General features: G+C 63.9%; 19 protein-coding genes. 2 read left to right on the forward strand and 17 right to left on the reverse strand.

What is annotated here, in order from left to right; genetic code table 11:
* Nucleotides 1-301 precede the first annotated feature (301 nt).
* The 6 genes from ggt to ACQ4WR_RS07080 all read right to left on the reverse strand — a co-directional run bounded on the left by ggt (nucleotide 302) and on the right by ACQ4WR_RS07080 (nucleotide 6,973).
* Complete coding sequence (gene ggt, locus ACQ4WR_RS07055) at nucleotides 302-2,086, reverse strand: gamma-glutamyltransferase (protein ID WP_436486254.1); 1,785 nt, start codon at nucleotides 2,084-2,086, stop codon at nucleotides 302-304.
* A 248-nt stretch (nucleotides 2,087-2,334) separates the two neighbouring features.
* On the reverse strand, nucleotides 2,335-3,093 hold the full coding sequence (locus tag ACQ4WR_RS07060) for a 3-hydroxyacyl-CoA dehydrogenase (RefSeq protein WP_436486256.1): 759 nt from the start codon (nucleotides 3,091-3,093) through the stop codon (nucleotides 2,335-2,337).
* Nucleotides 3,094-3,247: 154 nt separating this feature from the next.
* Entirely contained in the window at nucleotides 3,248-3,595 is a 348-nt protein-coding gene (locus ACQ4WR_RS07065; protein ID WP_436486257.1) for an SMR family transporter, read from the reverse strand.
* Nucleotides 3,596-3,628: 33 nt separating this feature from the next.
* Nucleotides 3,629-5,062: a UbiA family prenyltransferase gene (locus tag ACQ4WR_RS07070; protein WP_102295818.1), complete on the reverse strand. Its 1,434-nt coding sequence runs from the start codon at nucleotides 5,060-5,062 to the stop codon at nucleotides 3,629-3,631.
* 2 nt (nucleotides 5,063-5,064) lie between these two features.
* The gene (locus ACQ4WR_RS07075; protein ID WP_436486260.1) at nucleotides 5,065-6,312 is read right to left on the reverse strand and encodes a hypothetical protein; all 1,248 of its coding nucleotides are present in this window, start codon (nucleotides 6,310-6,312) and stop codon (nucleotides 5,065-5,067) included.
* Between the two features lie 214 nt (nucleotides 6,313-6,526).
* Entirely contained in the window at nucleotides 6,527-6,973 is a 447-nt protein-coding gene (locus ACQ4WR_RS07080; RefSeq protein ID WP_436486262.1) for a hypothetical protein, read from the reverse strand.
* A 308-nt stretch (nucleotides 6,974-7,281) separates the two neighbouring features.
* On the opposite strand from ACQ4WR_RS07080, the gene ACQ4WR_RS07085 reads away from it, so the two are divergent.
* Nucleotides 7,282-9,342 (forward strand): TonB-dependent receptor domain-containing protein, encoded by a 2,061-nt coding sequence (locus ACQ4WR_RS07085; protein WP_436486263.1) that lies wholly within the window; start codon nucleotides 7,282-7,284, stop codon nucleotides 9,340-9,342.
* A 10-nt stretch (nucleotides 9,343-9,352) separates the two neighbouring features.
* Here the strand turns inward: ACQ4WR_RS07085 and ACQ4WR_RS07090 are convergent, their stop codons facing one another.
* The 9 genes from ACQ4WR_RS07090 to ACQ4WR_RS07130 form a co-directional block, all read right to left on the reverse strand.
* Complete coding sequence (locus tag ACQ4WR_RS07090) at nucleotides 9,353-9,853, reverse strand: glycine zipper family protein (protein WP_436486265.1); 501 nt, start codon at nucleotides 9,851-9,853, stop codon at nucleotides 9,353-9,355.
* 15 nt (nucleotides 9,854-9,868) lie between these two features.
* Nucleotides 9,869-10,303: a hypothetical protein gene (locus tag ACQ4WR_RS07095; protein WP_436486267.1), complete on the reverse strand. Its 435-nt coding sequence runs from the start codon at nucleotides 10,301-10,303 to the stop codon at nucleotides 9,869-9,871.
* Between the two features lie 191 nt (nucleotides 10,304-10,494).
* A complete protein-coding gene (locus ACQ4WR_RS07100) occupies nucleotides 10,495-12,618 on the reverse strand; it encodes a sodium-translocating pyrophosphatase (protein WP_436486268.1) in 2,124 nt (707 codons plus the stop codon).
* 178 nt (nucleotides 12,619-12,796) lie between these two features.
* On the reverse strand, nucleotides 12,797-13,453 hold the full coding sequence (adk, locus tag ACQ4WR_RS07105) for an adenylate kinase (protein ID WP_102298947.1): 657 nt from the start codon (nucleotides 13,451-13,453) through the stop codon (nucleotides 12,797-12,799).
* A gap of 399 nt (nucleotides 13,454-13,852) precedes the next feature.
* Nucleotides 13,853-14,611 (reverse strand): 3-deoxy-manno-octulosonate cytidylyltransferase, encoded by a 759-nt coding sequence (gene kdsB / locus ACQ4WR_RS07110; protein WP_436486270.1) that lies wholly within the window; start codon nucleotides 14,609-14,611, stop codon nucleotides 13,853-13,855.
* A 2-nt stretch (nucleotides 14,612-14,613) separates the two neighbouring features.
* Entirely contained in the window at nucleotides 14,614-14,790 is a 177-nt protein-coding gene (locus ACQ4WR_RS07115) for a Trm112 family protein (RefSeq protein WP_010395789.1), read from the reverse strand.
* Entirely contained in the window at nucleotides 14,771-15,826 is a 1,056-nt protein-coding gene (gene lpxK / locus ACQ4WR_RS07120) for a tetraacyldisaccharide 4'-kinase (RefSeq protein WP_436486272.1), read from the reverse strand. Before lpxK ends, ACQ4WR_RS07115 begins: the two co-directional genes overlap by 20 nt.
* A gap of 74 nt (nucleotides 15,827-15,900) precedes the next feature.
* Complete coding sequence (locus ACQ4WR_RS07125; protein ID WP_102298973.1) at nucleotides 15,901-16,344, reverse strand: ExbD/TolR family protein; 444 nt, start codon at nucleotides 16,342-16,344, stop codon at nucleotides 15,901-15,903.
* Nucleotides 16,341-16,946 (reverse strand): MotA/TolQ/ExbB proton channel family protein, encoded by a 606-nt coding sequence (locus ACQ4WR_RS07130; RefSeq protein WP_092798442.1) that lies wholly within the window; start codon nucleotides 16,944-16,946, stop codon nucleotides 16,341-16,343. Before ACQ4WR_RS07130 ends, ACQ4WR_RS07125 begins: the two co-directional genes overlap by 4 nt.
* Before the next feature lie 1,341 nt (nucleotides 16,947-18,287).
* Between ACQ4WR_RS07130 and xseA the strand changes: the two genes are divergently transcribed.
* Nucleotides 18,288-19,649 carry an exodeoxyribonuclease VII large subunit gene (xseA, locus tag ACQ4WR_RS07135; RefSeq protein WP_436486274.1) on the forward strand — a complete coding sequence of 454 codons (1,362 nt, stop codon included), beginning with the start codon at nucleotides 18,288-18,290 and terminating at the stop codon, nucleotides 19,647-19,649.
* Between the two features lie 115 nt (nucleotides 19,650-19,764).
* Here xseA and ACQ4WR_RS07140 read toward each other — a convergent pair whose 3' ends face one another.
* On the reverse strand, nucleotides 19,765-22,227 hold the full coding sequence (locus ACQ4WR_RS07140; protein ID WP_436486275.1) for a TonB-dependent receptor: 2,463 nt from the start codon (nucleotides 22,225-22,227) through the stop codon (nucleotides 19,765-19,767).
* 106 nt (nucleotides 22,228-22,333) lie between these two features.
* Complete coding sequence (locus tag ACQ4WR_RS07145; protein WP_102294304.1) at nucleotides 22,334-23,374, reverse strand: ABC transporter ATP-binding protein; 1,041 nt, start codon at nucleotides 23,372-23,374, stop codon at nucleotides 22,334-22,336.

Raw genomic sequence — 23,374 nt, forward strand, 5'->3', positions numbered from 1 at the left:
CGCATGTGATACAAGGCGCCCGCCGCGACGCAGTGCAAGCACTGCTAGCGGTGAGCAACGCCGCAGCGCGCCGCTTATGGAAGCTGGAAATAATAAAAATTTATTAAGGATTACTTACATGCTTTGTGGAAAATTTTGAAAGGTAGAGGCCAGTTCCTGCAGGTCTATTGTTGTCAGCACGGCGCCGGACAAAACCGTAGCGAGCGGCAGGGAGAGGTGGCCAGGAAGCGCAACCGTACTCCAGTACGGTGAGCATCGCAGGCCGCCTGTACCGACGCGCAGCAGGTTTGGTCCGGTACCCCTAATCACCCCTGACCATGCCCTCACGCCGTGGATCCGCGCCCCCGAACCAGAAATCCTGGCCATGCGCGTTCAGGCGCATGATGCCCTGCAAGCCCGAGTTCTGCTCGATGACGCGCACTTCATGGCCCATGGCTTGCAGCGCCTCGACCTGGGCGGCCGGCGCGCGGCCCTTTTCCAGTTCCGTCGGACCATTGCGGCTGCCGAAGTTCGGCAGGCTGATGGCCTGCTGCACGTTCAAGCCCCAGTCCATGGTGCCGACCAGCACCTTGGCGACATAATTGATGATGGACGAGCCGCCTGGCGATCCCGTCGCCAGCACCAGCTTGTGCGTGCCCTTTTCAAATACCAGAGTGGGCGACATGGCGCTGCGCGGACGCTTGCCCGCCTCGACCCGGTTGGCGATCGGGCCATCGGCATCGCGCGAATCGAACGAGAAATCCGTCAGCTGGTTATTCAGCAGGAAGCCGTCGACCATCTGGCGCGAACCGAACGCGTCTTCCACGCTGGTGGTCATCGACAGGCCGCCACCAAAGGCGTCCACCGCTACCAGGTGCGACGTCGACGGGCGCTGCAGCGCGTTGTCCATGCCCCACGCCACCTGCATGCCGGGCGGCGTGCCGGGCAGGGCGCGGCCCATGGATTTGTCGCCGATCAGGGAAGCGCGCTGCGCCAGATAGGTTTTATCGAGCAGGGAGGCGACGCCATTGCCGGGCAGCGGCACGAAGTCCGTGTCGGCCACGTAGCGGTTGCGGTCCGCATAGGCCAGGCGCCCCGCTTCCGAGAACAGGTGAATCGCCTGCGCATCGAGCACGCCGTCGACGGGCGCGTACGGGCCGATATCCTTCACTTCCAGGATGCCCAGCATCTGCGCGATGGCGATGCCGCCCGACGATGGCGGCGGCATGCCACACACGGTCCAGGCCTTGTAGTCGCTGCACACGGGTACGCGCACCTTGGCCTTGTAGCCGGCGATATCCTGCGCCGTCAGCTTGCCCGGATTGCTCGGATGCGCAGCCACCTTGGCGGCGATGTCGCGCGCGATGCGGCCGTTGTAAAAGGCATCGGCGCCGCCACGGGAGATTTCGCGCAGGGTGCGCGCCAGCTGCGGGTTTTTCAGCACGTGGCCGACGGGCCAGGCCTTGCCTTCCTTGTCATAGAAATACGCGGCGGCGACAGGGTCGCGCTTCAGGGCCTGGTCCCAGTTCAGCAGGCCATTGAGGCGCTGGCTGACGGGAAAGCCGCCGTGCGCCAGCTTGATGGCGGGGCCGAACAAAGTCGCCCACGGCAGCTTGCCGTGTTCCTTGTGCGCCAGTTCAAGCATGCGCAGCACGCCCGGCGCGCCCACGGAGCGCCCGCCCACCACGCCCGTGGCGCGCGAGACGGGGCTGCCGTCGGCATTCTGGAACAGGTGTTCGTCGGCGGCGGCCGGCGCCGTTTCGCGTCCGTCGAACGCCTGCACGCCCTTGGCGGTGGAGTACAGCAAGAAGGCGCCGCCGCCGATGCCCGACGATTGCGGCTCGACCAGGGTCAGCACCAGCTGCGTGGCGATGGCCGCGTCGATAGCGCTGCCGCCCTTTTTCAGCATCTGGTAGCCGGCATCGGCGGCCAGCGGATTGGCGGCGGCAACCATGAATTTGTGCGCCGCCCAGCCCGTTTTTTCCGCATACGCGGTGGCGATTTCCGGCGCCTTTTGCGGCACTTCGGCAAAGGCGAAGGTGGCGGGAATGGCAGCCAGGGCTCCCAGCAAGGTCAGGCTCAGCGCCAGCGGCTTCAATGTGATCATGGATTCTCCGATAAAAAAAGGGCGCACAGCCGAGCAAGGCCGTACGCCCCATACGGGGGTATCCTACATCAAATGCCCGAAACGGCGCTGCCGCCATAAGCGTGCCTGGCAATGTAAGGGCCAGGCGCGTGGCCAAAGACAGTGCGAATGGCACGAGATCTGGCAAGTCCGGGGTCCTGCCTTCCCCCCCCCCCCGCAGCAAAAGTGCCGGGGTCTGCTTTCGGGTCAAGCCAGCTTATTTTGCGCGCTTACTTCGGCTGCATGCGGATGGCGCCGTCCAGGCGGATGGTCTCGCCATTGAGCATGACGTTTTCGACGATGGCTTTCACCAGTTGCGCGTATTCGCCGGGCTTGCCCAGGCGCGACGGGAACGGCACCATCTTGCCCAGCGCATCCTGTACTTCAGCCGGCATGCCCAGCAGCATCGGGGTTTCGAAAATACCGGGCGCCACGGTCATCACGCGGATGCCGTTGCGCGACAGGTCGCGCGCCATCGGCAGGGTCAGGCCCACCACGGCCGCCTTCGACGAGGCATACGCGGCCTGGCCGATCTGGCCGTCATATGCGGCCACGGAGGCCGTGTTGACGATGATGCCGCGCTCGCCTTCGGCCGTTGCGTCCTGCTTGGCCATGGCGTCGGCCGCCAGGCGGCACATGTTAAAAGTGCCCACCAGGTTGATGTTGACGACTTTCTGGAACAGCGCCAGCGGATGTGCGCCATCCTTGCCCACGGTTTTCACGGCAGGCGCCACGCCGGCGCAGTTCACCAGGCCGCGCAGGGTGCCCAGTTTCGTCGCTGCAGCGACCACGGCCAGACCATCTTCCTCGGACGTCACGTCGCACTGGACGAACACGCCATTGAGCTCGGCCGCCAGCGCCTGGCCCGCCTCGGTCTGCACGTCAGCCAGCACGACCTTGCCGCCCGCCGCCGTCAGCATGCGCGCCGTGGCCGCGCCCAGGCCCGATGCGCCGCCCGTGATGATGAATACATTGTCCTGAATCTGCATGAAATCTCCTGAGTGATGATGGCCGTGAAAACGGCCCGAAATGGATGCCGCATGACACGACAGCTATCTTTACGTTTACGTAAACGTAAAGATAGCCTCTGCCCCCATTGTAGCCACTTTTGCCGGGCAGATCAAAAGCTGGGGCGCGGACCGCTCAGGCCGGGCGCGACAGGACAAAGGCGCCGGCCGTGATCAGCACGATGCCGGCGATCTTGGACAGGCTCAGGCCTTCTTGCAGGGCGAGGCAGCCGAGCAGCGTCACCAGCAGCATGGTGATGGCTGTCATCACGGGGTAAGCCAGGCTCATCTGCAATTTTTCCAGCGCCACCGCATAGCAGACAAAGCCCAGCGCATACGCGCCGCCGGCGCCGCCCAGCCACAGCAGGCGCACCAGGCTCAGACCGCTACCATACTGGCTGGACATTTTGATCAGGAATGTGGCGGCGGCGCTGGCGACGGCGGCCAGCGCGCACCACAGATAGCCTGCGTGCACTGAATTCATACGCTGTCTCGATTCGGGTAAGGGAGCGCCCGTCTACAGGCTGGCGCCGACGGCCAGCAGCATGCTGGCGGCAATGATGCATAAACTGACGGCATCTTTGCTGACATACAACACCGGATCTTCATTGACTTCGCCGCGGAACGACAAGGTCCACAGCCGTCCCAGCCAGAACACCAGCAGCGGCACGATGCCCAGCAAGAAATACGGACGCGTGTACAGCACCAGCACGTTTTCGGAATTGAAGTACAGCATGAACACCAGCAGCGAAATGAAACCGCTGTTGACGCCCATGATGCCGATCGGCGCCTTGTCCGCCGTCGTGTAGTTGCGCCCGTTGGTCTTTTCCTTGCCCTGCCGTTCAAGATTGAACAGTTCGCTGTAGCGCTTGAGCAAGGCGAGGCTGAGGAAAATGAAAAAGGAAAACGCCAGCAGCCAGAACGACGGCTCGATATGCGTGGCCGCGCTGCCGCCCAGGATGCGCAAGGTGTACAGCATGGCCAGGGTGACGATGTCGACCATCAGCATGCGCTTGAGCTGGATCGAATAGGCCAGCGTGGTGATGAAATACACGACCACGACCAGCAGCAGCAAGGGGTCGAACACGGCGCACAGGGCCAGCGCCGCGAGGGCCAGCAGCGGACTGGCCAGCATGGCGACGGGCAGCGGCAGCTTGCCCGAGGCGATCGGCCGGTGGCACTTGACGGGATGGCGGCGGTCGTCGGCCGCGTCGAGCGCGTCGTTGAGCAGGTAGGCGCTCGATGCGCACAGGGAAAAAGCGGCAAACGCCACCAGTGCCTGCACGAATGCGTCCAGGTTCAGCGCGTGGCCGGCCAGCATGGGCACGAAGACCAGCAGGTTTTTCAGCCATTGACGGGGCCGCATCGCCTTGAGCAGGGGCGCCCACCAGCCCGTGCGCGGGGTGCCGGCCGACTGCGTAATGAGGCCGCCGGCCAGGCGGAAAGGCTTGCGCGTGACGGAAAACGCGTCATTGCTGGCATTCCAGACGGCGATATCGACGCTGGCGTTGCCGATGTAGTCAAAGCCCTTGTTGCCAAACGCATCTTTCAGCTGCGCCGCCTTGTTGTGCGACGTCAGGTTGATGCCGCCTTCCGTCGCCAGCACCTTGCCAAACAAGCCCAGGTGGCCGGCGACGAGGTCGGCGAAACGGCGCTGCGAGCCCGTCGCCAGCACGATCAGCCGGCCCTGCGCGCGCTGCAGCATCAGTTCGGCCAGCAAGATCTTATCGTATGGCAAGGCGGCTGGATCGAGCTCGACCATGGAGGCGATTTTTTCCTTGAAGCCCGCCTTGCCGCGCAACAGCCAGAATGGCAGGCGCCACAGCTGCAAAAAGCGCACCTTGATGAAGATCAATATCGATTCCCACAGCAGATCCGAATGGATCAGGGTGCCGTCGAGGTCCACCACCAGCGGCACGGCCGCCGGCTCGCGCATCATGTATTCAGCCATGCTTACCTTTCGGGCGACATTTTCAGGAAACGGTGGGAAATCCAGACGCTATCCTCGTTGGCCGGCACGGGGGCGGCCAGCGCGCCCATGCGGGCGCTGAGGGAGCACAGCATCAGTGCCATGGCCACTGGAATGAAGGCATCGAACTGGCGCGCCTCGTTGAACTGCCCCACCAGCGCCGTCATGGCGACCAGGCATGGCAGGATCAGGGCGCAGCGGCGCAGGGAGGACGGCGCGTGGCGCCAGCCGGTCGCGGCCAGCGCATACCACAGCAGCAATGGCGCCAGGCTGTACACCAGGCCGCGCGTATCGTGCAGCAGCAAATTCAAATTGAAGGCCAGCTTGCCGCCCTCCCACGCCTGGTGGGCGGGCAGCAGCGAAAACATCAGCATGCGCACCATGGCGTACAAGGCCATTTGCAGCAGCAGGAAGGCGGCCAGCGAGCGCAAGCTCATGCGGCCGAGAAACACCACGGCGCTGGCGACGATCAGGAACAGGGTGATTTCATGGTTGAACGTGCCCGCCACCAGCATCGCCAGGTAGGGCACCAGCTCGCGGCGCATCAGGTGATACAGGCAGAAGGAATACACGAAGATGATGCCGATATCGTAGAAGGTGTAGTAGTTGAGGGTGGGCGCCCACATGCACAGCACGATGAACTGCCCGATGAAGGCCAGGTCGCGGCGGATGAACAGGGTGGCAAAGCGGCGAACCGACCACAGCATCAGCACCACGGCCAGCACCTGCGACCACAGGAAACTCTGGATGGCGCCCAGCTGCGGCATCGCGTATTGCAGCACTTGCGCCGGAAAAATGAACATCACGCGGTGCTGGAACGGCGGCGTACCCTGGTAAGCCATGATCTTGTCGATCACGTACCAGCTGCGCTGCACACCGAAATGCATGAGGATGTAGCCGAACACGGCCGCGTACAGGACGAACATCGCATGGTCGAGCCAGTCGCTGCGCTCGGCCACCGGACGGCGCAAGCGGTACAGCACCAGCGCGGCCGTCAGGGTAAAACTGGCCCACAGGATCAGGCACAGGCTGAGGAGCGCCTGCAGCTTGGCGATATAAAAGCCCAGCGGATGCCGGTCCGCATGCGCCAGCAGCTGGTTCAGCGGCGACCACGAACGGCCCTGGTAGGCCTGCGTCACCAACGCATCACCGGCCAGGAAACCCCAGGCAAACAAGGCAAGAGCACAGCAGGACAACAGTGCGAGCAGCAGACGAAGACGGGCAAGGTTCATTTCAGGTATCGGGAAGGGACTTGGAGCAAGAATTATAAAATAGGCATTTTTATTGTCTCATGATCTATATAAATAAACAATTAAATAAACGATGGCCAAGCGCGGCACCCTCCTGTTGCCGGCGCGGCCGGGCGCGCGCCGTCACGCAAGCCTGGCTGCACGCCGGCTTGTGCCCTACCTTGACGGAGAAACGCCGGCTGGCGTTAGACGTGGATCAGAAACATTGGATAAAGGCGCCGTTGCGGTGGCAGATGCGGCCATTGGCGTCCAGGGTGGCATTGCCGGCGCCGTTGTAGCGCGCGCCTGCCGCGTCGCGGCAACCGCCCAGGTCGCAGGAGCCGACCGGCCGCGGCAGGCCGGGCATGGGAACGGCGGGGCTGGCTGGCAGGGGTGGCATGGCCGCGGCGGGCGGCGCGGCGGGCGGCGCCGGCATGCGGCCGATCACCTGCGCCACGGAACGGCGCGGCTGCACGGGCGGCGCCGGGCGGCACGGTTCGACGGCCAGCTTGCTGCTGTCGTGCGGATCGAGGCGGCAGACGGGCAATGCCTCGGCGGCGGCCTGTTCCTCTGCGCGGGCAGGCAATCCCGCGGCCACGCCCAGCAGGCAGGCCAGCGCCAGGGCGGCGACCATGCGCCGCTGCACTACGGTCAGGCTATCCATGACGCCTCCGTGAAAGTGAGCTGAACATGCAATGCGCATGCTGCCTACATTATGTGCACATGCCGCGCCAGATGCCAGATGGCGTCACAATTTCTCACACCTGGACGGCGGAAAACGCCATGCCTGGCGCCGGGGAACACTGTTTTTATTTCCCTCTAGCACTTTCCTTCTTGCCAGGAAGGCATTACAATAAGAACGATTCTTATTCTCATTCGCAAAACACACCGTATTTTTCTTGCTTTTATTTACTTCATACCCAAGCCACCCGAAAGGCAGCCAGGAAATAACAACATTCGGGAAAGTTCACCATGTCCAACCGCAGTCCTGTCTTCGCCGCACCGCTTGTCATCCGCCCCGCCACTGCCCCACGCCGCGCCACCCTGCTCCTGCCCTGCCTGCTGTCGCTGGCCGTCGGCAGCGCCTGGGCCGAAGGCAATGCCGCCGCCGATCCGACCATGAACACCGTTGTCGTCACCGCTTCAGGCACGGCCATCGACATCAAGGATGCGCCGGCCAGCATCAGCGTCATCACGCGCGAGGAAATCGAGCGCCAGCCCGTGTATGACTTGAATACCCTGCTGCGCCGCATCCCCGGGGTGACGGGCGGCACCAGCCCCGTGGGCGAGGAATCGAAGATCAAGCTGCGCGGCCTGCCCGACAAGTACACGCTGATCCTCGTCGACGGCAAGCGCATGGGCAGCTCGGCCGACACGGCCTACCGTCCCGACCTGGGGCGCCAAGACTTGAACTGGATCTCGCCCGAGATGATCGAGCGCATCGAAGTGGTGCGCGGCCCCATGTCTTCGCTGTACGGTTCGGACGCCATGGGTGGCGTGATCAACATCATCACGCGCAAGGTGCCGGGCAAGTGGAACGGCTCGGCCACGGCCAACTATACGGAACCGCAGGACAGCGGCCGCGGCGCGGCGCACCAGCTGGGCGTGAACCTGGCCGGCCCGCTGTCGGAATCGGTCGGCATGCGCATCGGCGTAGCCCAATCGAAACAGAATGCCGATGAGAAAATCATCAAGAATGCGGGCGGCATCGGCGGCGAACGCAACCAGAGCATCACGGGCCAGTTGAACTGGGCCCTGAACAAGCAGCACAGCCTGTCGCTGGACGCCAGCTACGGGCGCCAGGAAGCGAGCGATTCGCCCGCGCTGGACGCGGACGGCGAGCCGCTGTTCTACGCCTGGGGTGCCAGCAAGCTGATACGCAAGAGCGCCAGCCTTGGCTACGAAGGCAAGCTGGACTTCGGCAAGGCCAGAGTCAATCTGTACCACAATGACTATGACAACCAGGTTGCCGGCTCGGTAGCGAAAGCCAAGGACAGCACCCTCGACGCCACCCTGGAAAAACGCCTGGGCTGGGGCATCGAGCAATTGCTGGTGGTGGGCGGCCAATGGAAGCACCAGGAACTGACGAATACGGACACGATCGGCACGATTCCCACCGATTACCTGGGCAATCCCGTCAGCGGCGCGACCCTGTCAGGCACCACCTCGGCCCTGTTCGCGGAAGACCAGCTGTTTTTGCGCGAAGACTTGACGGCCACGGCCGGCCTGCGCCTCGATCACCACAGCAAGTTCGGCAACCACTACAGCCCGCGCCTGTACCTGGTGTACCACCCGGCCCCTGCCTGGACCATCAAGGGCGGCGTCTCGCAAGGCTTCCGCGCGCCTAGCCTGAAGGAAAACTCGCCGTCGGCGGCCACCAATTCGGGCGGCCGCGGCTGCACCAGCCTGCGGCCCCTGGGCTATGTGAGCGGCACCTGCTACATGGCAGGCAATGCGGACTTGAAACCGGAAACCAGCACGGCCGGCGAGATCGGCGTAGCCTGGGAGCAAAATGGCTGGGATGTCGGCGTGACCTGGTTCCACACGGATTTCAAGAACAAGATCGACTACGCGCCGCTGGGCAAGTTCCAGGGCATCTGGTGGACCAGGATGACGAATATCCAGAAGGCGCGCACCAGCGGCCTGGAAGCGACGGCGACCATCCCCCTGACAAAAAACCTGAACTGGCGCAACAACATGACGTATATGCGCGAGGCGAAAAACCTGACGACGGGCGCCAACCTGCTGTCCACGCCCAAGCTGTCGTGGTACTCGGCGCTGGGCTGGCAAGTCAGCGACCAGCTGTTCGGAGAAGTGTCGGCCCAGTACACGGGCAAGGAACTCGATGCCGGCAAGCTGGCCAACAAGGCCTACACCATCGTCGATGCCATCGTGTCATACAAGATCACGCCAAACTGGACCGTGCGCGGCGGCCTGGAAAACCTGTTCAAGAAGGGTCCCAGGAACGATGGCCTGGTCGACTATTACGTGCCGGGACGCCGCATGTTTGTCGGTGTGACGTCGCGCTTTTAAAGCGTAAAGCCTAGTCGCGGGGCGGCGGCGTATTCGGCGGCGGCGTGGCGGCGTTCGCCGGCACGCCACTCAGCATCTGCCCCGCCACGGGCACCTTGTGGCCGCTCGCATACATGCATTGCTGGTAGGCATAGTCGTAGCGGCGCTGCATGCCGTACGCGGAACTGTCCGCCGCGCCCGTGCCCGCCAGCGCGCCAAACAGCAAGCCCGTGCCGGCACCCACGCCGGCGCCATGGCCGCCATCGATGGCGGCGCCCGCTGCCGCACCGAGGACCGTACCCAGGGCCGCGCTGCGCACGCCGCTGTCGATACCGGCCTGCTGCGGCGAACTGCCACCGAGCTGGCCTTGCGCATAGCCGCGGCATTGCAGGTCGTCGCTGCGGAACTGCGCGAAACTCTTGCCCGTGCCAGGCAAGACCATGGCCGACGGCCCGTCCGGCATCACCGTGCAGGCGGCCAGCAGCAAAGGCGCCAGTACGCCGGCGCGCCTGAACAACACTGTCGTGTTCATGTCTCCTCCCCGGCTTCAACGCACGCTGTCAGGCAGCACGGCACGCCAGGCCGTGCCGCAGTTTTTCACGTACGGGTAATAGCCCTGCGGCCGCGCGCAGTAGTACCACATCTGCGCCGTCGGCTCGCCGCCCTGTTCGATATACACGGGAGGCTGCTGCACGATGACCGTGCGCCCGTACGGGTAGCCGTAGGGAGTGCCATACCACGGGTCGCCATGCCAGCCCGGCCCATCACCGTAGCGCCAGGCCGATCCCACCCAGACGCCCACGTGCGGGCGGCCGTGAAAGTGGCCGTGGCCGCCGTGAAAACCGCCATGCCCCCGATGAAAGCCGCCGTGGCCATGGTGGCCGCCATGCCCGCCCGGCGCGGCCGCCGCGGCGCCGCTGAGCGCCAGTCCCGCCAGCAGCACCACCAGCCCCACGCCACGTCTCGTGTATTTGCTGTCCATGCCATTCTCCCGCCATCCACCGTCAACGGTGCCGATTACCCATTATTGGCCGCTGCGCGCGGAAGTCAAAGGTGCGGTAACAATTACTCACCGTTGATACGCGCGGGATATGGACTCCAGGAAATTTTCGCGTGTGCAAACAAAAACAGCCCCGCTGGCTGCGGGGCTGTGGCGTGGGCCGGTGCGCTGCCTTACTGGGCCGGCAAGACCTGCGGCGGCGCGGCCGGCGCCAGGATGGGCGGCAGCGGCGCGTGGATGGGCGCCGGGGCGGCCACGGCCAGCCAGCCCGTGGCCGGCAGCAGCGGCACCAGCAGCAGGGCGACGATATTGATGATCTTGATCAAGGGATTGACGGCCGGGCCGGCCGTGTCCTTGTACGGGTCGCCCACCGTGTCGCCCGTGACGGCCGCCTTGTGCGCCTCGGAACCCTTGCCACCGAAATGCCCGTCCTCGATGTATTTCTTGGCATTGTCCCAGGCGCCGCCGCCCGTGGTCATGGAAATGGCCACGAACAGGCCCGTCACGATGGTCCCCATCAACAGGCCGCCCAGGGCCGCAGGCCCCAGCAGCATGCCGACAACGATGGGCACCACCACCGGCAGCAGCGAAGGCACGATCATTTCGCGGATCGCCGACGCCGTCAGCATGTCGACGGCCTTGTCGTATTCGGGCCGCGCCGTGCCTTCCATGATGCCCTTGATGTCGCGGAACTGGCGCCGCACCTCGACCACCACGGCGCCGGCCGCGCGGCCCACGGCTTCCATCGCCATGGCGCCGAACAGGTAGGGAATCAGGCCGCCGATGAACAGGCCGACAATGACCATCGGGTTCGACAGGTCGAACGTGATGTGCTGGCCCACGGATTCAAGCGCGTGCGTGTAGTCGGCGAACAGCACCAGCGCGGCCAGGCCCGCCGAGCCGATGGCATAGCCCTTGGTGACGGCCTTGGTGGTATTGCCGACGGCGTCCAGCGGATCCGTGATGGCGCGCACGGAGTCGGGCAGGCCCGACATCTCGGCGATGCCGCCCGCGTTGTCCGTGATGGGGCCATACGCGTCGAGCGCGACGATGATGCCGGCCATCGACAGCATGGCAGTGGCCGCGATGGCGATGCCGTACAGGCCCGCCAATTGATACGAGACGAGAATGGCGACGCAGACGGCCAGCACCGGGTAGGCCGTGGACTTCATCGACACGCCCAGGCCGGCGATGATGTTGGTGCCGTGGCCCGTCGTCGATGCTTCGGCGATGTGGCGCACGGGCTTGAAATCCGTGCCCGTGTAGTATTCCGTGATGTAGACCATCAGGCCCGTGAGGACGATGCCGACGACGGTGGCGCCCAGCATCTTGTAGCGCATGGCGTCGTCGGGCCACAGCAGCCACGTCACCACGGCGAAGCCGACCAGCGACAGGCCGGCGGCCCACCACAGGCCCGTGTACAGGGCCGACATGATTTTCGCGCCCGGCTTGGTCTTCACCATCGAGCAGCCGACGATGGAGGCGAGAATGGAGACGGCGCCCAGCAGCAGCGGGTAGATGATGGCCACGCTGCTCGCTTCAGCCATCAGCAAGGCGCCCAGCAGCATGGTGGCGATCAGGGTCACCACATAGGTTTCAAACAGGTCGGCCGCCATGCCGGCGCAGTCGCCCACGTTGTCGCCCACGTTGTCGGCGATGACGGCCGGGTTGCGCGGGTCGTCTTCGGGAATGCCCGCCTCGACCTTGCCGACCAGGTCCGCGCCCACGTCGGCGCCCTTGGTGAAGATGCCGCCGCCGAGCCGCGCGAAGATGGAAATGAGCGAGGCGCCGAAGGCCAGGCCGATGAGCGGCTTGATCAAATCATGCTGCGTCAGGCCGGGCGCGCCCGTCGTCACCAGCAGCCAGTAGAACAGGGTCACGCCCAGCAGGCCCAGTCCGACCACCAGCATGCCGGTGATCGCCCCGCCCTTAAAGGCCACGTTCAGCGCCTGGTTGATGCCGTGCGTGGCCGCCTGCGCCGTGCGCACATTGGCGCGCACGGAGACATTCATGCCGATGAAGCCGCAGGCGCCGGACAGCACGGCGCCGATCAGGAAGCCCAGCGCCGTGTGCAGGCCAAGCAGCACGTAGATGGCGATCAAGAGCACCACGCCGACGATGGCGATGGTGCGGTACTGGCGCGCCAGGTAGGCGGCCGCGCCCTGCTGGATGGCCAGGGCGATTTCCTGCATGCGCGCGTTGCCGGGATCCTGGCGCAGGATCCAGCTACGCGACACCAAACCATACACCACGGCGACCACGCCGCAGGCTACCGCAAACCACAGACTGGCTGCCATATCGTCCCCTTCTGTTTTTATCCGACGTCATTGCCAACAGCTGCAGACCGCACCGGGTAGGCACGCGCAGCCAGGAAAACACGACCTGCAAAAAAACTGAACCACGAAAACGCTACGGCACCCGGCTCAAACGCGGGCACAAAAAAAGCGGACACTCAGGTCCGCTTTTCAATACTGCTTATTCCGCCAGGGCGGCAAATGCGCTGTCGCGGATTTGCTCGACCGGACCGACGCCGGCGATGCGGCGGTATTTCGGCGCGCCTGGCAGGCCGGACTTGGCCCAGTCATTGTAGTAGCCGAGCAAGACCTTGGTCTGGTTGTGGTACACGTCCAGGCGTTTTTTCACCGTTTCGGCCTTGTCGTCGTCGCGCTGGATCAGCGGCTCGCCGGTGATGTCATCGACGCCTTCGACCTTGGGCGGATTGAATTTGACGTGGTAGACGCGGCCCGAACCCGGGTGGCTGCGGCGGCCATCCATGCGCTCGATGATCGACTCATCGGGCACGTCGATTTCCAGCACGTAGTCGACATTGATGCCGGCGTCTTTCATGGCGTCCGCTTGCGCGATGGTGCGCGGGAAACCGTCAAACAGGTAGCCATTGGCGCAATCGGCTTCCTGCAGGCGATTCTTGACCAGGCCGATCATGATGTCGTCCGACACGAGGCCGCCCGCATCCATGACTTTTTTCGCTGCCAGGCCCAGTTCCGTGCCTTCCTTGATCGCCGCGCGCAGCATGTCGCCCGTGGAGATTTGCGGAATATTGTATTTTTCTTTGATGAAGTTAGCTTGGGTGCCCTTGCCGGCACCGGGTGCTCCTAAAAGTATCAGACGCATTGAAAAGTTCCTAAAAAACAGATTTTGGATGGTGGTATGTGTAATTTTTTTTAGATGATGTTGCTATGGCTATCTTTCCCTACGAAACTTACCACAAAAAATCCCCGAAACGCCAGTTTGCTGTCGATTTGCCATGCCCTGATTGATCAAAGCCAGCAATTAGCGAAGCGGACGTTTCAAAATGTGGTTTTTTGTGGCAGGCCCCGCATAAAGTTTTCTTGCGCACGCACGGCGCCTGAAAAACGTTCAGGGCAAGGCGCCCCGCCGCAGGCAGTACGAATGTACGGCAAGGCGGGACAACGCAGCCATGGACGTTTTTCAACGTTCAGGACACGGTGCCACGCCACAGGCAGTACTAAATGTACGGCAAGGCGGGACAACGCAGCCATGGACGTTTTCTCAGGTGGCGTGACGGTAGTGCGCCTGCACTCTTGCCAGATCTTCCGGCGTGTCCACGCCGGCGGCCGGGGCCGAGTCCGTGACATGCACGGCGATGGCATAGCCATGCCACAGCACGCGCAACTGCTCCAGCGCCTCGATGGCTTCCAGCGGCGACGCGGAAAGGCCAGGATACGTTTGCAGGAAGGCATTGCTGTACGCATACAGGCCGATATGCCGCAGCGGCACATAATCTGCCGGCAGGCTGTCTTTCGACTGCGCGAAGCCGTCGCGGTGCCACGGGATGGTGGCGCGCGAGAAGTACAGGGCGCGGCTGTTCTTGTCCAGCACGACCTTGACGACGTTCGGATTGAAAGCGTCAGCCACCGCGTGCAGCGGGTGGGCGCACGTGGCCATGGGCACGGTGCTGCTGATCTGCGCGGCGCAGGCGGCCAGCAAGGCCGGGTCGATCAGCGGTTCGTCGCCCTGCAGGTTGACGACGACGGCGTCCGGCGGCAAATCCAGGGTGCGCGCCACTTCGGCGATGCGGTCCGTGCCCGACGGGTGGTCGGCGCGCGTCATGCACACCTCCACGCCATGCGCGGCGCAGGCGGCGCGGATATCTTCGTGGTCGGTGGCGACGATGACGCGCGCGGCGCCCGACAGGACAGCCTGCTCGGCCACGCGCACCACCATGGGCTTGCCGCCCAGGTCAGCCAGCGGCTTGTTGGGCAGGCGCGTCGACGCCAGGCGGGCCGGGATGATGACGATAAACGCCATCGTTATTCCACTGCGTCTTGCAGGGTGCGCGCCTCGTCCGCCCACATGATGGGGATGCCATCGCGGATCGGGTAGGCCAGGCGGTCGGCGCGGCAAATCAGTTCCTGCGCCTTCTTATCGTGTTCAAGCGGGCCCTTGCAAACAGGGCAGACCAGGATATCAAGCAGTCGAGCGTCCACGACATTTCTCCACAATTTGTTGGGCCAGCGCGCTATCGATGCGCGCACTGACCGGGACGACCCACAGTCTCGGGTCATCTTTGAGATGTTCAATTTGCGCACATTTTACTGCATCCTTCTCGGTGATCAAGATCACATCCGTGTCGAGCGCGGCAAATGGCTGGTCGAGGAAGTCGTGATGGTCGGGCAAGGGCAGTTCCGTGAAATCCAATCCCGCGCCGCGCAGCATGGCAAAGAAACGCTGCGGATTGCCGATGCCGGCCGCCGCCACGATGCGCTGGCCGCTGGCCGCCAGGGTTGCCAACGGCAGGCGTTCGCCGCGCGCCACCATCCGTTCGGCCACGCCGCCATCGAGCGTCATCTGCACGACAAGCGAACCTGCCGGCGCCACCTGCGCCACCAGCGCCGGCGCCAGTTCGGGCGCATTGATCACCGTCACGTCGCGGCGGCGGCGCGGCGATTCGCGCAGCGGCCCCGCCGGCAGCAGCCAGCCGTTGCCGGCACCGCGGCCGTCGAACAGCACGATTTCCACGTCGCGCCGCAGGGCGTAATGCTGCAAGCCGTCGTCCGTCACCAGCACGTCGACGTCGGGATGCGCGGCCAGCAGCGCCCTGCCCGCTTGCGCGCGGTCGCGCCCCACCATCACGGGGCAGCCGCCGCGCTGGAAGATCAGCAGCGGCTCGTCGCCCACCTGCTGCGGCGTGGAGCTGGCGCTGACGGCGCGCGGCGCGCGGTCGGCGCTGCCGTGGCCGCGCGAAATCACGCCCGGGCGCATGCCGGCGTCGCGCAAGGCTTGCACCAGCCAGATCGTCAGCGGCGTCTTGCCGGTGCCGCCAATAAAGATGTTGCCGACGACGACGACGGGCACGGGCAGGCGCTGAGATTTCAGCAGATTGGCGCGGTACAGGCCGCGCCGCACGGCGCTCAAGCCGCCGAACAGCAGGGAAACGGGCCACAGCGCGCACGCCAGCGGCCCGCGCGACAGCCAGGCGCGGGTAAGAGTGGTTTCAAGCTTGGCGGGGGAGGATGTGGGCATGGGGTATTCATGAAAGGGGAGCGCAAAGGAAGGCTGGGGTCAGACCCGGCGGGTCTGACCCCGTGCTGCGAACGCTACTTGCTGCCGCCCGCCTGCGCCGCGAACGTCAGCTTTTCATAGCCGGCCACGCGGGCCGCTTCCATGACGTGGATGACCATCTGGTGCATGGCGAACTGGTCGGCGTTGACCACCACTACCGGCGTCTGCGCGGGCGCCTTGCCGCCGTTGGCCGCTTTCGCCGCCGCCTGCAGTGCATCGGCCAGGCCGGCCACGTCGCGGAACGACACCGGCTCGCGGTTCACCGTGTAATTGCCCTTGGCGTCGATGGTGACGTCGATCTGCTGCGGCTTGTCCTTGGCCTGCTCGGCGTCGGCCGTCGGCAAGGTGATCTGCAGTTCCGTAAACTTGCTGTAAGTGGTGCTGACCATCAGGAAGATCAGGATCACCAGCAGCACGTCAATGAACGGGATCAGGTTGATTTCGGGGTCTTCACGACCCTTGCCTTTGCGGAAATTCATTTGCGGCCACTGTGGACGATGTCGACGAACTTGACCGCTTGCTGCTCCATGTCAATGACGAAGCTGTCGACGAGGGCGCGGAAGTGGCGGTAGAAAACCAGGGTCGGCATGGCGATGGCCAGGCCGAAGCCCGTGTTGTACAGGGCCACGGAAATGCCATGCGCCAATTGGGCGGGATTGGAGCCGCTGGCGTTTTGCGAACCGAAGATCTCGATCATGCCCACCACCGTGCCAAACAGGCCCATCAATGGAGCCAGGGTGGCGATGGTGCCCAGGGTGGTCAGGTAGCGCTCCAGCACGTGGGCTACGCCGCTGCCCGCCTCTTCGATCGATTCCTTCATCACCTCGCGCGGCGCGTCGACATTGCGCAGCGCGGCGGCCAGCACTACGCCCAGCGGCGAATTGTCTTCCAGCTTGGCCACCGTGTCCGGCGTGATCTTGCCGTTGCGATACACCTGCACCACCTCATCGAACAGTTTGCGCGGCAGGATCTTGGCGCGGCGCAAATACAGCAGGCGCTCGATGATCAGGGCCAGGGCCACGATGGAAGCGATCAGTAACAGCCAGATGGGCCAGCCAGCGGCCTGGAAAATAGCGAGCAAAAGAAACTCCTGGTAAAGGGAAGGCGGTGGTCCGCCCGGACAAGCCGTATTGTACCGAGCGCCGGCAAGCGATTGCGCATCGGCGGCGGAATGGCGCAATGTAGCGCGTTGCCACGCCGGCGGCAAGTGGCGCCTGCGTGGCCAATGCGCCGCGCGCTTGTCCACATGGTGCAGCGGCAGTGGCTGGCAAGCGGCGGGTTTTGCACATTTTATGTGGATAAGATTGTGAGCAAGCATGAAGTCCAACATGCAAGTCATTGATTTACATGAAGAATACGGGACTGCGCAAAATACAGGCATAGCAGCTAATCGCAGGTAGTCAATGATAGAAAATCAACAAAATAAAAGTTCTGCACATTTACTGTGGACAAGATTGTGCGCAAGGTGGCAAAAAACAGTCAAGTCCTTGATTTATAAGGACAATAGTTCGCTGAGCAAAAAAGTGGCAGTGTGCCGCGCAGCATGGCCAAACGGGTGCGCAAAGTTCTGCACACAATCTGTGGACAAGATTGTGCGCAAGCGCAAAGGTAAGCGCTAAGTACATTGATTTATATCGTTTTTATCGCTCCGCACAAAAATGTGGCAGACGCGACAAAACGGTATTTTTCAGGCCGGATTGGCCGCGTAAGCGGCGCTTTTCCCGCATGCCGGCAGTTCCGCACATAAAGTGTGGATAAGATTGTGAGCAAGCGGATTGACTCCGTGCAAGACCCTTGATTTTAAAGGCCTTTTTTTTGATGCTGAAAAATGAGGCAGCCGCATGGCATCGCGCGTCGGTGAAAAACCCGGGAAATTGGCGAAACGATTTATGCGGTTTTACACACATTCTGTGGATAAGATTGTGAGCAAGGCGCCAGATCCTACGCTATGCCATTGATTTATATAGTACTTTTTTCACTGCGCAAAAACAAGGCAAGCCGCTCAATGGACCTGGCGGTAGATAAATGCGCGGGCAGAGCGGAGTTCTGCACATTTTTTGTGGATAAGATTGTGCGCAAGGCCAGCCATGCGATACTAAGCCCTTGATTTCAATTGGGTTTATTTCCATGCGTAAAAATGTAGCAGGGCATTTTTTGGCCACCACGGCGGGGAAATCCAGCGGCCTTGTGCAGGACAAAAAGTTCCGCACACTTTCTGTGGATAACTTTGTGCGTAAGTGGCGGCGCCGTCACTGATGTGCTTGATATTAAAGGACTTTTTCCTCGTGCATGCAAATCAGGCACAGAGAAATTCATCATGAAATCAAATACTTAGAAATAGAACTTGTTGTTTTGCACGATATATGACATAAGCATGACCTCGCCGATAATATGTGGACAGTTCCCTCCCCCATAGCACCAGATGATGACCGATACTCCAACTGACAGCGGCTTTGCCGCCCCGCCCGTGCTGACCGTCAGCGCCCTGAACCAGGCCGTCGCGCGCCTGCTCGAACGCTCGTTCCCCCTGACCTGGATCGCCGGCGAGATTTCCAACTTCACGCGCGCCGCTTCCGGTCACTGGTATTTCACCTTGAAGGACGATGGCGCCCAGGTGCGCGCCGTGATGTTCCGCGGCCGCGCCCAGTATGCGGGCTTCACGCCGCGCGAAGGCGACAAGGTGGAAGTGCGCGCCCTCGTCACGCTGTACGGCGCGCGCGGCGATTACCAGATCAATGTGGAAGCCATCCGCCGCGCCGGCGTGGGCGCCCTGTATGAAGCGTTCCAGCGCCTGAAGGAAAAGCTGGCCGCGCAGGGCCTGTTCGACCAGGAGCGCAAGCGCGCCATCCCCATGTTCGCGCGCAGCATCGGCATCGTCACCAGCCCGCAGGCGGCCGCCCTGCGCGACGTGCTGACCGCCTTGCAGCGCCGCGCGCCGCACGTGGCCATCATCCTGTATCCGACACCCGTGCAGGGCCAGCAGGCGCCGGAGAAGATCGCCCACGCCATCCGCACGGCATCAGCAAGGGCCGAGTGCGACGTGCTGCTGGTGTGCCGTGGCGGCGGCAGCATCGAGGACCTGTGGTCATTCAACGATGAAGCCGTCGCGCATGCGATCGCCGACTGTTCGATGCCGGTGATCAGCGGCGTGGGCCACGAGACGGATTTCACCATCGCCGACTTCGCGGCCGACTTGCGCGCAGCCACGCCGACGGCGGCGGCCGAACTGGCGGCCACGCCGCGCGCCGACTGGCTGGCCTCCCTGCGCGCGGACGCCACGGACCTGCGCCGCGCCATGCGCCGCCGCCTCGACGACGCGGCGCAAACGCTGGACCGCCACAACCGCCGCCTGCTCAACCCGACAGCCCAGTTGCAGCAGCAGCGCCTGCAGCTGCTGGCCCTGTCGACGGCCATGACGCATGCGGCGCGCGCGCCCGTGATCCAGTCGCAGCATGCGCTGGAACGCCTGCGTTCGCGCTGGGCGGCCTTGCGGCCCGACGCCACGGTGCCGCGCGCGCGCCTGGCCGAAGCCCAGCGCCGCGGCGGCGCGGCCATGGCGCAGCTGCTGACGCAGCGGCGCCACCGCCTCGACGGCCTGGCGGCGCAGCTGGAACTGTTGAATCCCCAGCGCACCCTGGAGCGCGGCTACGCGATCCTGCGCGACGAGAAAGGGGCCATCGTGCGCTCGCCGGCGCAGCTGCAGGCGCGCCAGAACGTCAACGTGCGCCTGGCCAAAGGCAGCGCGCAAGTCGGCATCGCCAGCGTGCAGGCGAGCCTGGAATAAGCGCTGGAATAAGCGCTGGAACAAGCGGAATAAAAAAGGCCGGGGAAAGCTCCCCGGCCCAACACCTGCCCTACTGAGTGGACTGCAACTGCGACTGCTCTTTCCCCCTACGCCATCAGAACTTCATCGACACGCGCGCGCCAAAGGTGCGCGGCGCGTTGTAGAAGGCGCCGTAGATCTGCTGCGTCGGCTGGCATGGCATGCCCACGTCCGTGCACAGTTCCAGCACGTCGAGCTTCACGGCCTTGTCGGTGGCGTTCTGCACGAACGCCTCCACCGTGTACGCCTTGTTCGCCGGCTGGAAGCGCAGGCTCAAGTCCAGGGTAGTGTAGGCTTCCTGGCGCTTGACGCCGGCATGGCCCGGTACGTCGCCGTTGAACGCGCCCGCGCCGACGTACGACATGGTTTCGTAGTGCACGGAGGCGCGCGGCGTCAGCTGCCCGCCGCCGACCGCGAAGTCATGCTCGTACTGCACGGTCGTGGAAAACTTCGGCGCATGCTTCATGGTGCTGCCGCCCACGTTCACCAGCGGCGCCGTCGAGCCGCAAGCCTGGCCATTCGCGCGCGCCGCATCCACGTCGCACGACATGAAATCGTCGTACACGGCTTTCAACCAGGTGGCGTTGCCGGTCAGCCGGTCCGATTTGGTCGGACGCCAGACCCATTCCGCTTCCAGTCCCTTGACGGTGGCGCCGGCCGCGTTGAAGTTGGCCAGCACGCTGTTGACCACCTGCGATTCGAGCTTGTCCTTGTACTTCATCAGGAAGGCGTCGAGGTTCAGGGTCAGTTCGCGGTTCAGCAAGTCGGATTTGAAACCGATTTCATAGCTGGTCAGCTTTTCCGGCTTGGTGGTGGCGCCGCCGTCACCCATGGCGGGCGAGTGGAAACCCGTCGTCACGGAGCCAAATAGCAAAATGTCCGGGCGCAGCTTGTACTCGATGCGGCCCAGCCAGGTGGCCTGGCCATATTTCAGGTCCGCCGTGTTGTCGCCCGGCGTGTTGCCGCAGGTGGCGGCCGTGATGGCGCCGCCCGGTCCGATATTGTGCGTATTGGCCAGGCCCGTGCCCGGCGTGACCAGCTGCGCCATCTGCTCTGGCGTGAGCACGGTGGTGCCCAGCGGCGTGTTGGCGGGCCAGTTCGGGCATGCCCAGTTCTGGCCGCCGATATCGAATTTATGGTCTTTCGTATAGCGCGCGCCGGCCGTCAGCTTGATCTGATCGGTGACTTGCTGGCTGACCTGGCCGAACACGGCTTTCGATTTCAGCTGGCGGTCGCCCTGGATGAAGGACATCGACGACGCATACTGGCCCACGGTCGGCTGCACGAAGATCACGGCGCCGTTGGCGATATCCTGCTGCACGGCCGCCTGCGAAATCTGGCTGCGGTCGATATCGAAGCGCACCTTGTTCTTTTCATTGAAGAGGAACAGGCCGGCCACCCACTGGAATGGCGCATCGTCGTCCGAGCGCGCCTGCAGCTCGTGCGAATAGCTGTCGAACTGCGCCCAGTCCGTGCGGTTTTCCGACTTGAAGCCGGGGAACAGGCCGGCGTCCGCGTCGTTGCTGTTCTGGCGCTTGTAGCGGCTCCAGCTGCCCAGGTAAGTGAAGTCAAGCGCATCCGTCGGCTTGTAATTGAGCTTGCCCTTGTAGGTCAAAATAGACTGGTCCAGGGTGCCTGGCGTATCGATCAGGGCCGAGCGCAGCTTCGTTCCCGGTGCCGGTTCGGCCGCCAGGAAGACATTGCCGGCGCCCTGGTCGAGGAAGTAGTCGGCGATGAAGGTGCCGCGCAGCTGCGGCGTGAATTTCCACAGCAGCGAGGCGCGCACGCCCATCTGGTCGCCGGCGCCATACTTGGCCGTGCCGGGCATGACGTTCGAGCCGCGGCGGAAGTCCACCGTGCCGTCGTGGCTATCCTTGATGGCGGCGATGCGCAGCGCCACATCGTCGGAGAACGGGATGTTGAGCATGCCCTGCGTCTGCAGGTGGCGGTAGTCGCCCACCGTGATGCCGGCCGAACCCATGAACTTCGACGTGTTCGGCGCGGCCGACACCAGGTTGACGGCGCCGGCCGTCGAATTGCGACCATTTAAGGTACCCTGCGGTCCGCGCGCCACCTCGACGTGGGACAGGTCGTACATCAGCGCCGTGGCGCCCTGCGGACGCGGCGAATACACGCCGTCGACATAAAAGGCGACGGCCGGGTCGCCCAGCTCCGTGTGGTTGGCCGAACCGACGCCGCGCATGTAGACGTGCACGCCGCCCGAGTCGCCATGCTGTTCGACGACCAGGCTGGGCACCATGGTGGCCAGCGAGGCCAGGTCCTTGACCTGGTTGTTTTGCAGCGTGTCCTGGTTGAAGGCGGTGACGGCCAGCGGCGTCTCCTGCACGAAAGTATTGCGGCGCGTGGCCGTGACGACGATGCGGTCCATTTGCTCGGCCGCCGGCTGCGCCGTATTGGCGGCCGCCGTGGCCTTGTCGGCATCTTGCGCCAGGGCGGCGCCGCTGCCCAGCAGGATGAATTGGGCGAACGTCGCATGCGCCAGGCTGAATGCAATGGTGTTTCTCTTGAACGGCTTCATTGTTATTGTCTCCTCTACCACTGGTTGAATGATGATCACATAGCTCTATGGCTACTGCTGCACATTTTTTGGGTGTCAAGCTCGGTTCATGGGGCCTCCGTGCGGGTCAATGGGTGGCCACGGCGCGCCCGCCCGTGTCGAACAAAAAGGCATGGCCTTCTTCCGGCGCGAAGCCGATGCTGCTGCCCTGCGCCAGCGCATGGCGCGCTTCGCCATGCAGCTTGATGGCCACCGCATGCGCGCTGCCATCGAGCGTGGCATGGATGATCTGCGCGTCGCCCAGCTGCTCGATCAGGCTGACGGTGGCGGCGTACCCCTCCCCGCGCGGCACCAGGCGCAGGTGTTCGGGACGGATGCCAACCAGCATGCCCGCCTCGCCACCGAGCTGGCTGGCCAGCGCCGGCACGGCGGCGCACGGCAAAAAATTCATGCGCAGGGCGCCGATGAAGCCGGCCACGAACTGGCTGGCAGGATGGCGGTACAGGTCCAGGGGCGCGCCAACCTGCTCCAGGTGGCCGCCGTGGAAGACGGCGACCCTGTCACCGAGCGTCATGGCCTCGACCTGGTCGTGCGTGACGTAGATCATCGTCGTGCCCAGTTCCTGGTGCAGCTTGGCCAGCTCGATGCGCGTCTGCACGCGCAGCGAGGCGTCGAGGTTGGACAAGGGTTCATCGAACAAAAACACCTTGGGCTGGCGCACGATGGAGCGGCCGATCGCCACGCGCTGGCGCTCGCCGCCCGACAGGGCCTTGGGCTTGCGTTCGAGCAGGTGCGTGATCTGCAAGATCTCGGCCACCTTGCCCACGGCGGCGCGCACCTCGGCTTCCCCCTTGCCGGCCAATTTGAGGGCAAAACCCATGTTCTCGCGCGCCGTCATGTGCGGGTACAGCGCATAGCTCTGGAAGACCATGGCGATGCCCCGCTCGGCCGGCGCCACGTCGTTGGCCAGCAGGTCGCCGATGCGCAGCTGGCCCGCGCTGATGTCTTCCAGGCCCGCGATCATGCGCAGCAGGGTCGACTTGCCGCAGCCTGACGGTCCGACAAAGACCATGAACTCGCCATCATGAATATCGAGGTCCAGGCCCTTGACGATTTCCGGGCCGTCGCCGTAAGTCTTGCGGATGCCGCGCAGGGAGATGGCGGCCAT

This window comes from Janthinobacterium amylolyticum, from assembly GCF_051380655.1.
Classification (GTDB): domain Bacteria; phylum Pseudomonadota; class Gammaproteobacteria; order Burkholderiales; family Burkholderiaceae_D; genus Janthinobacterium.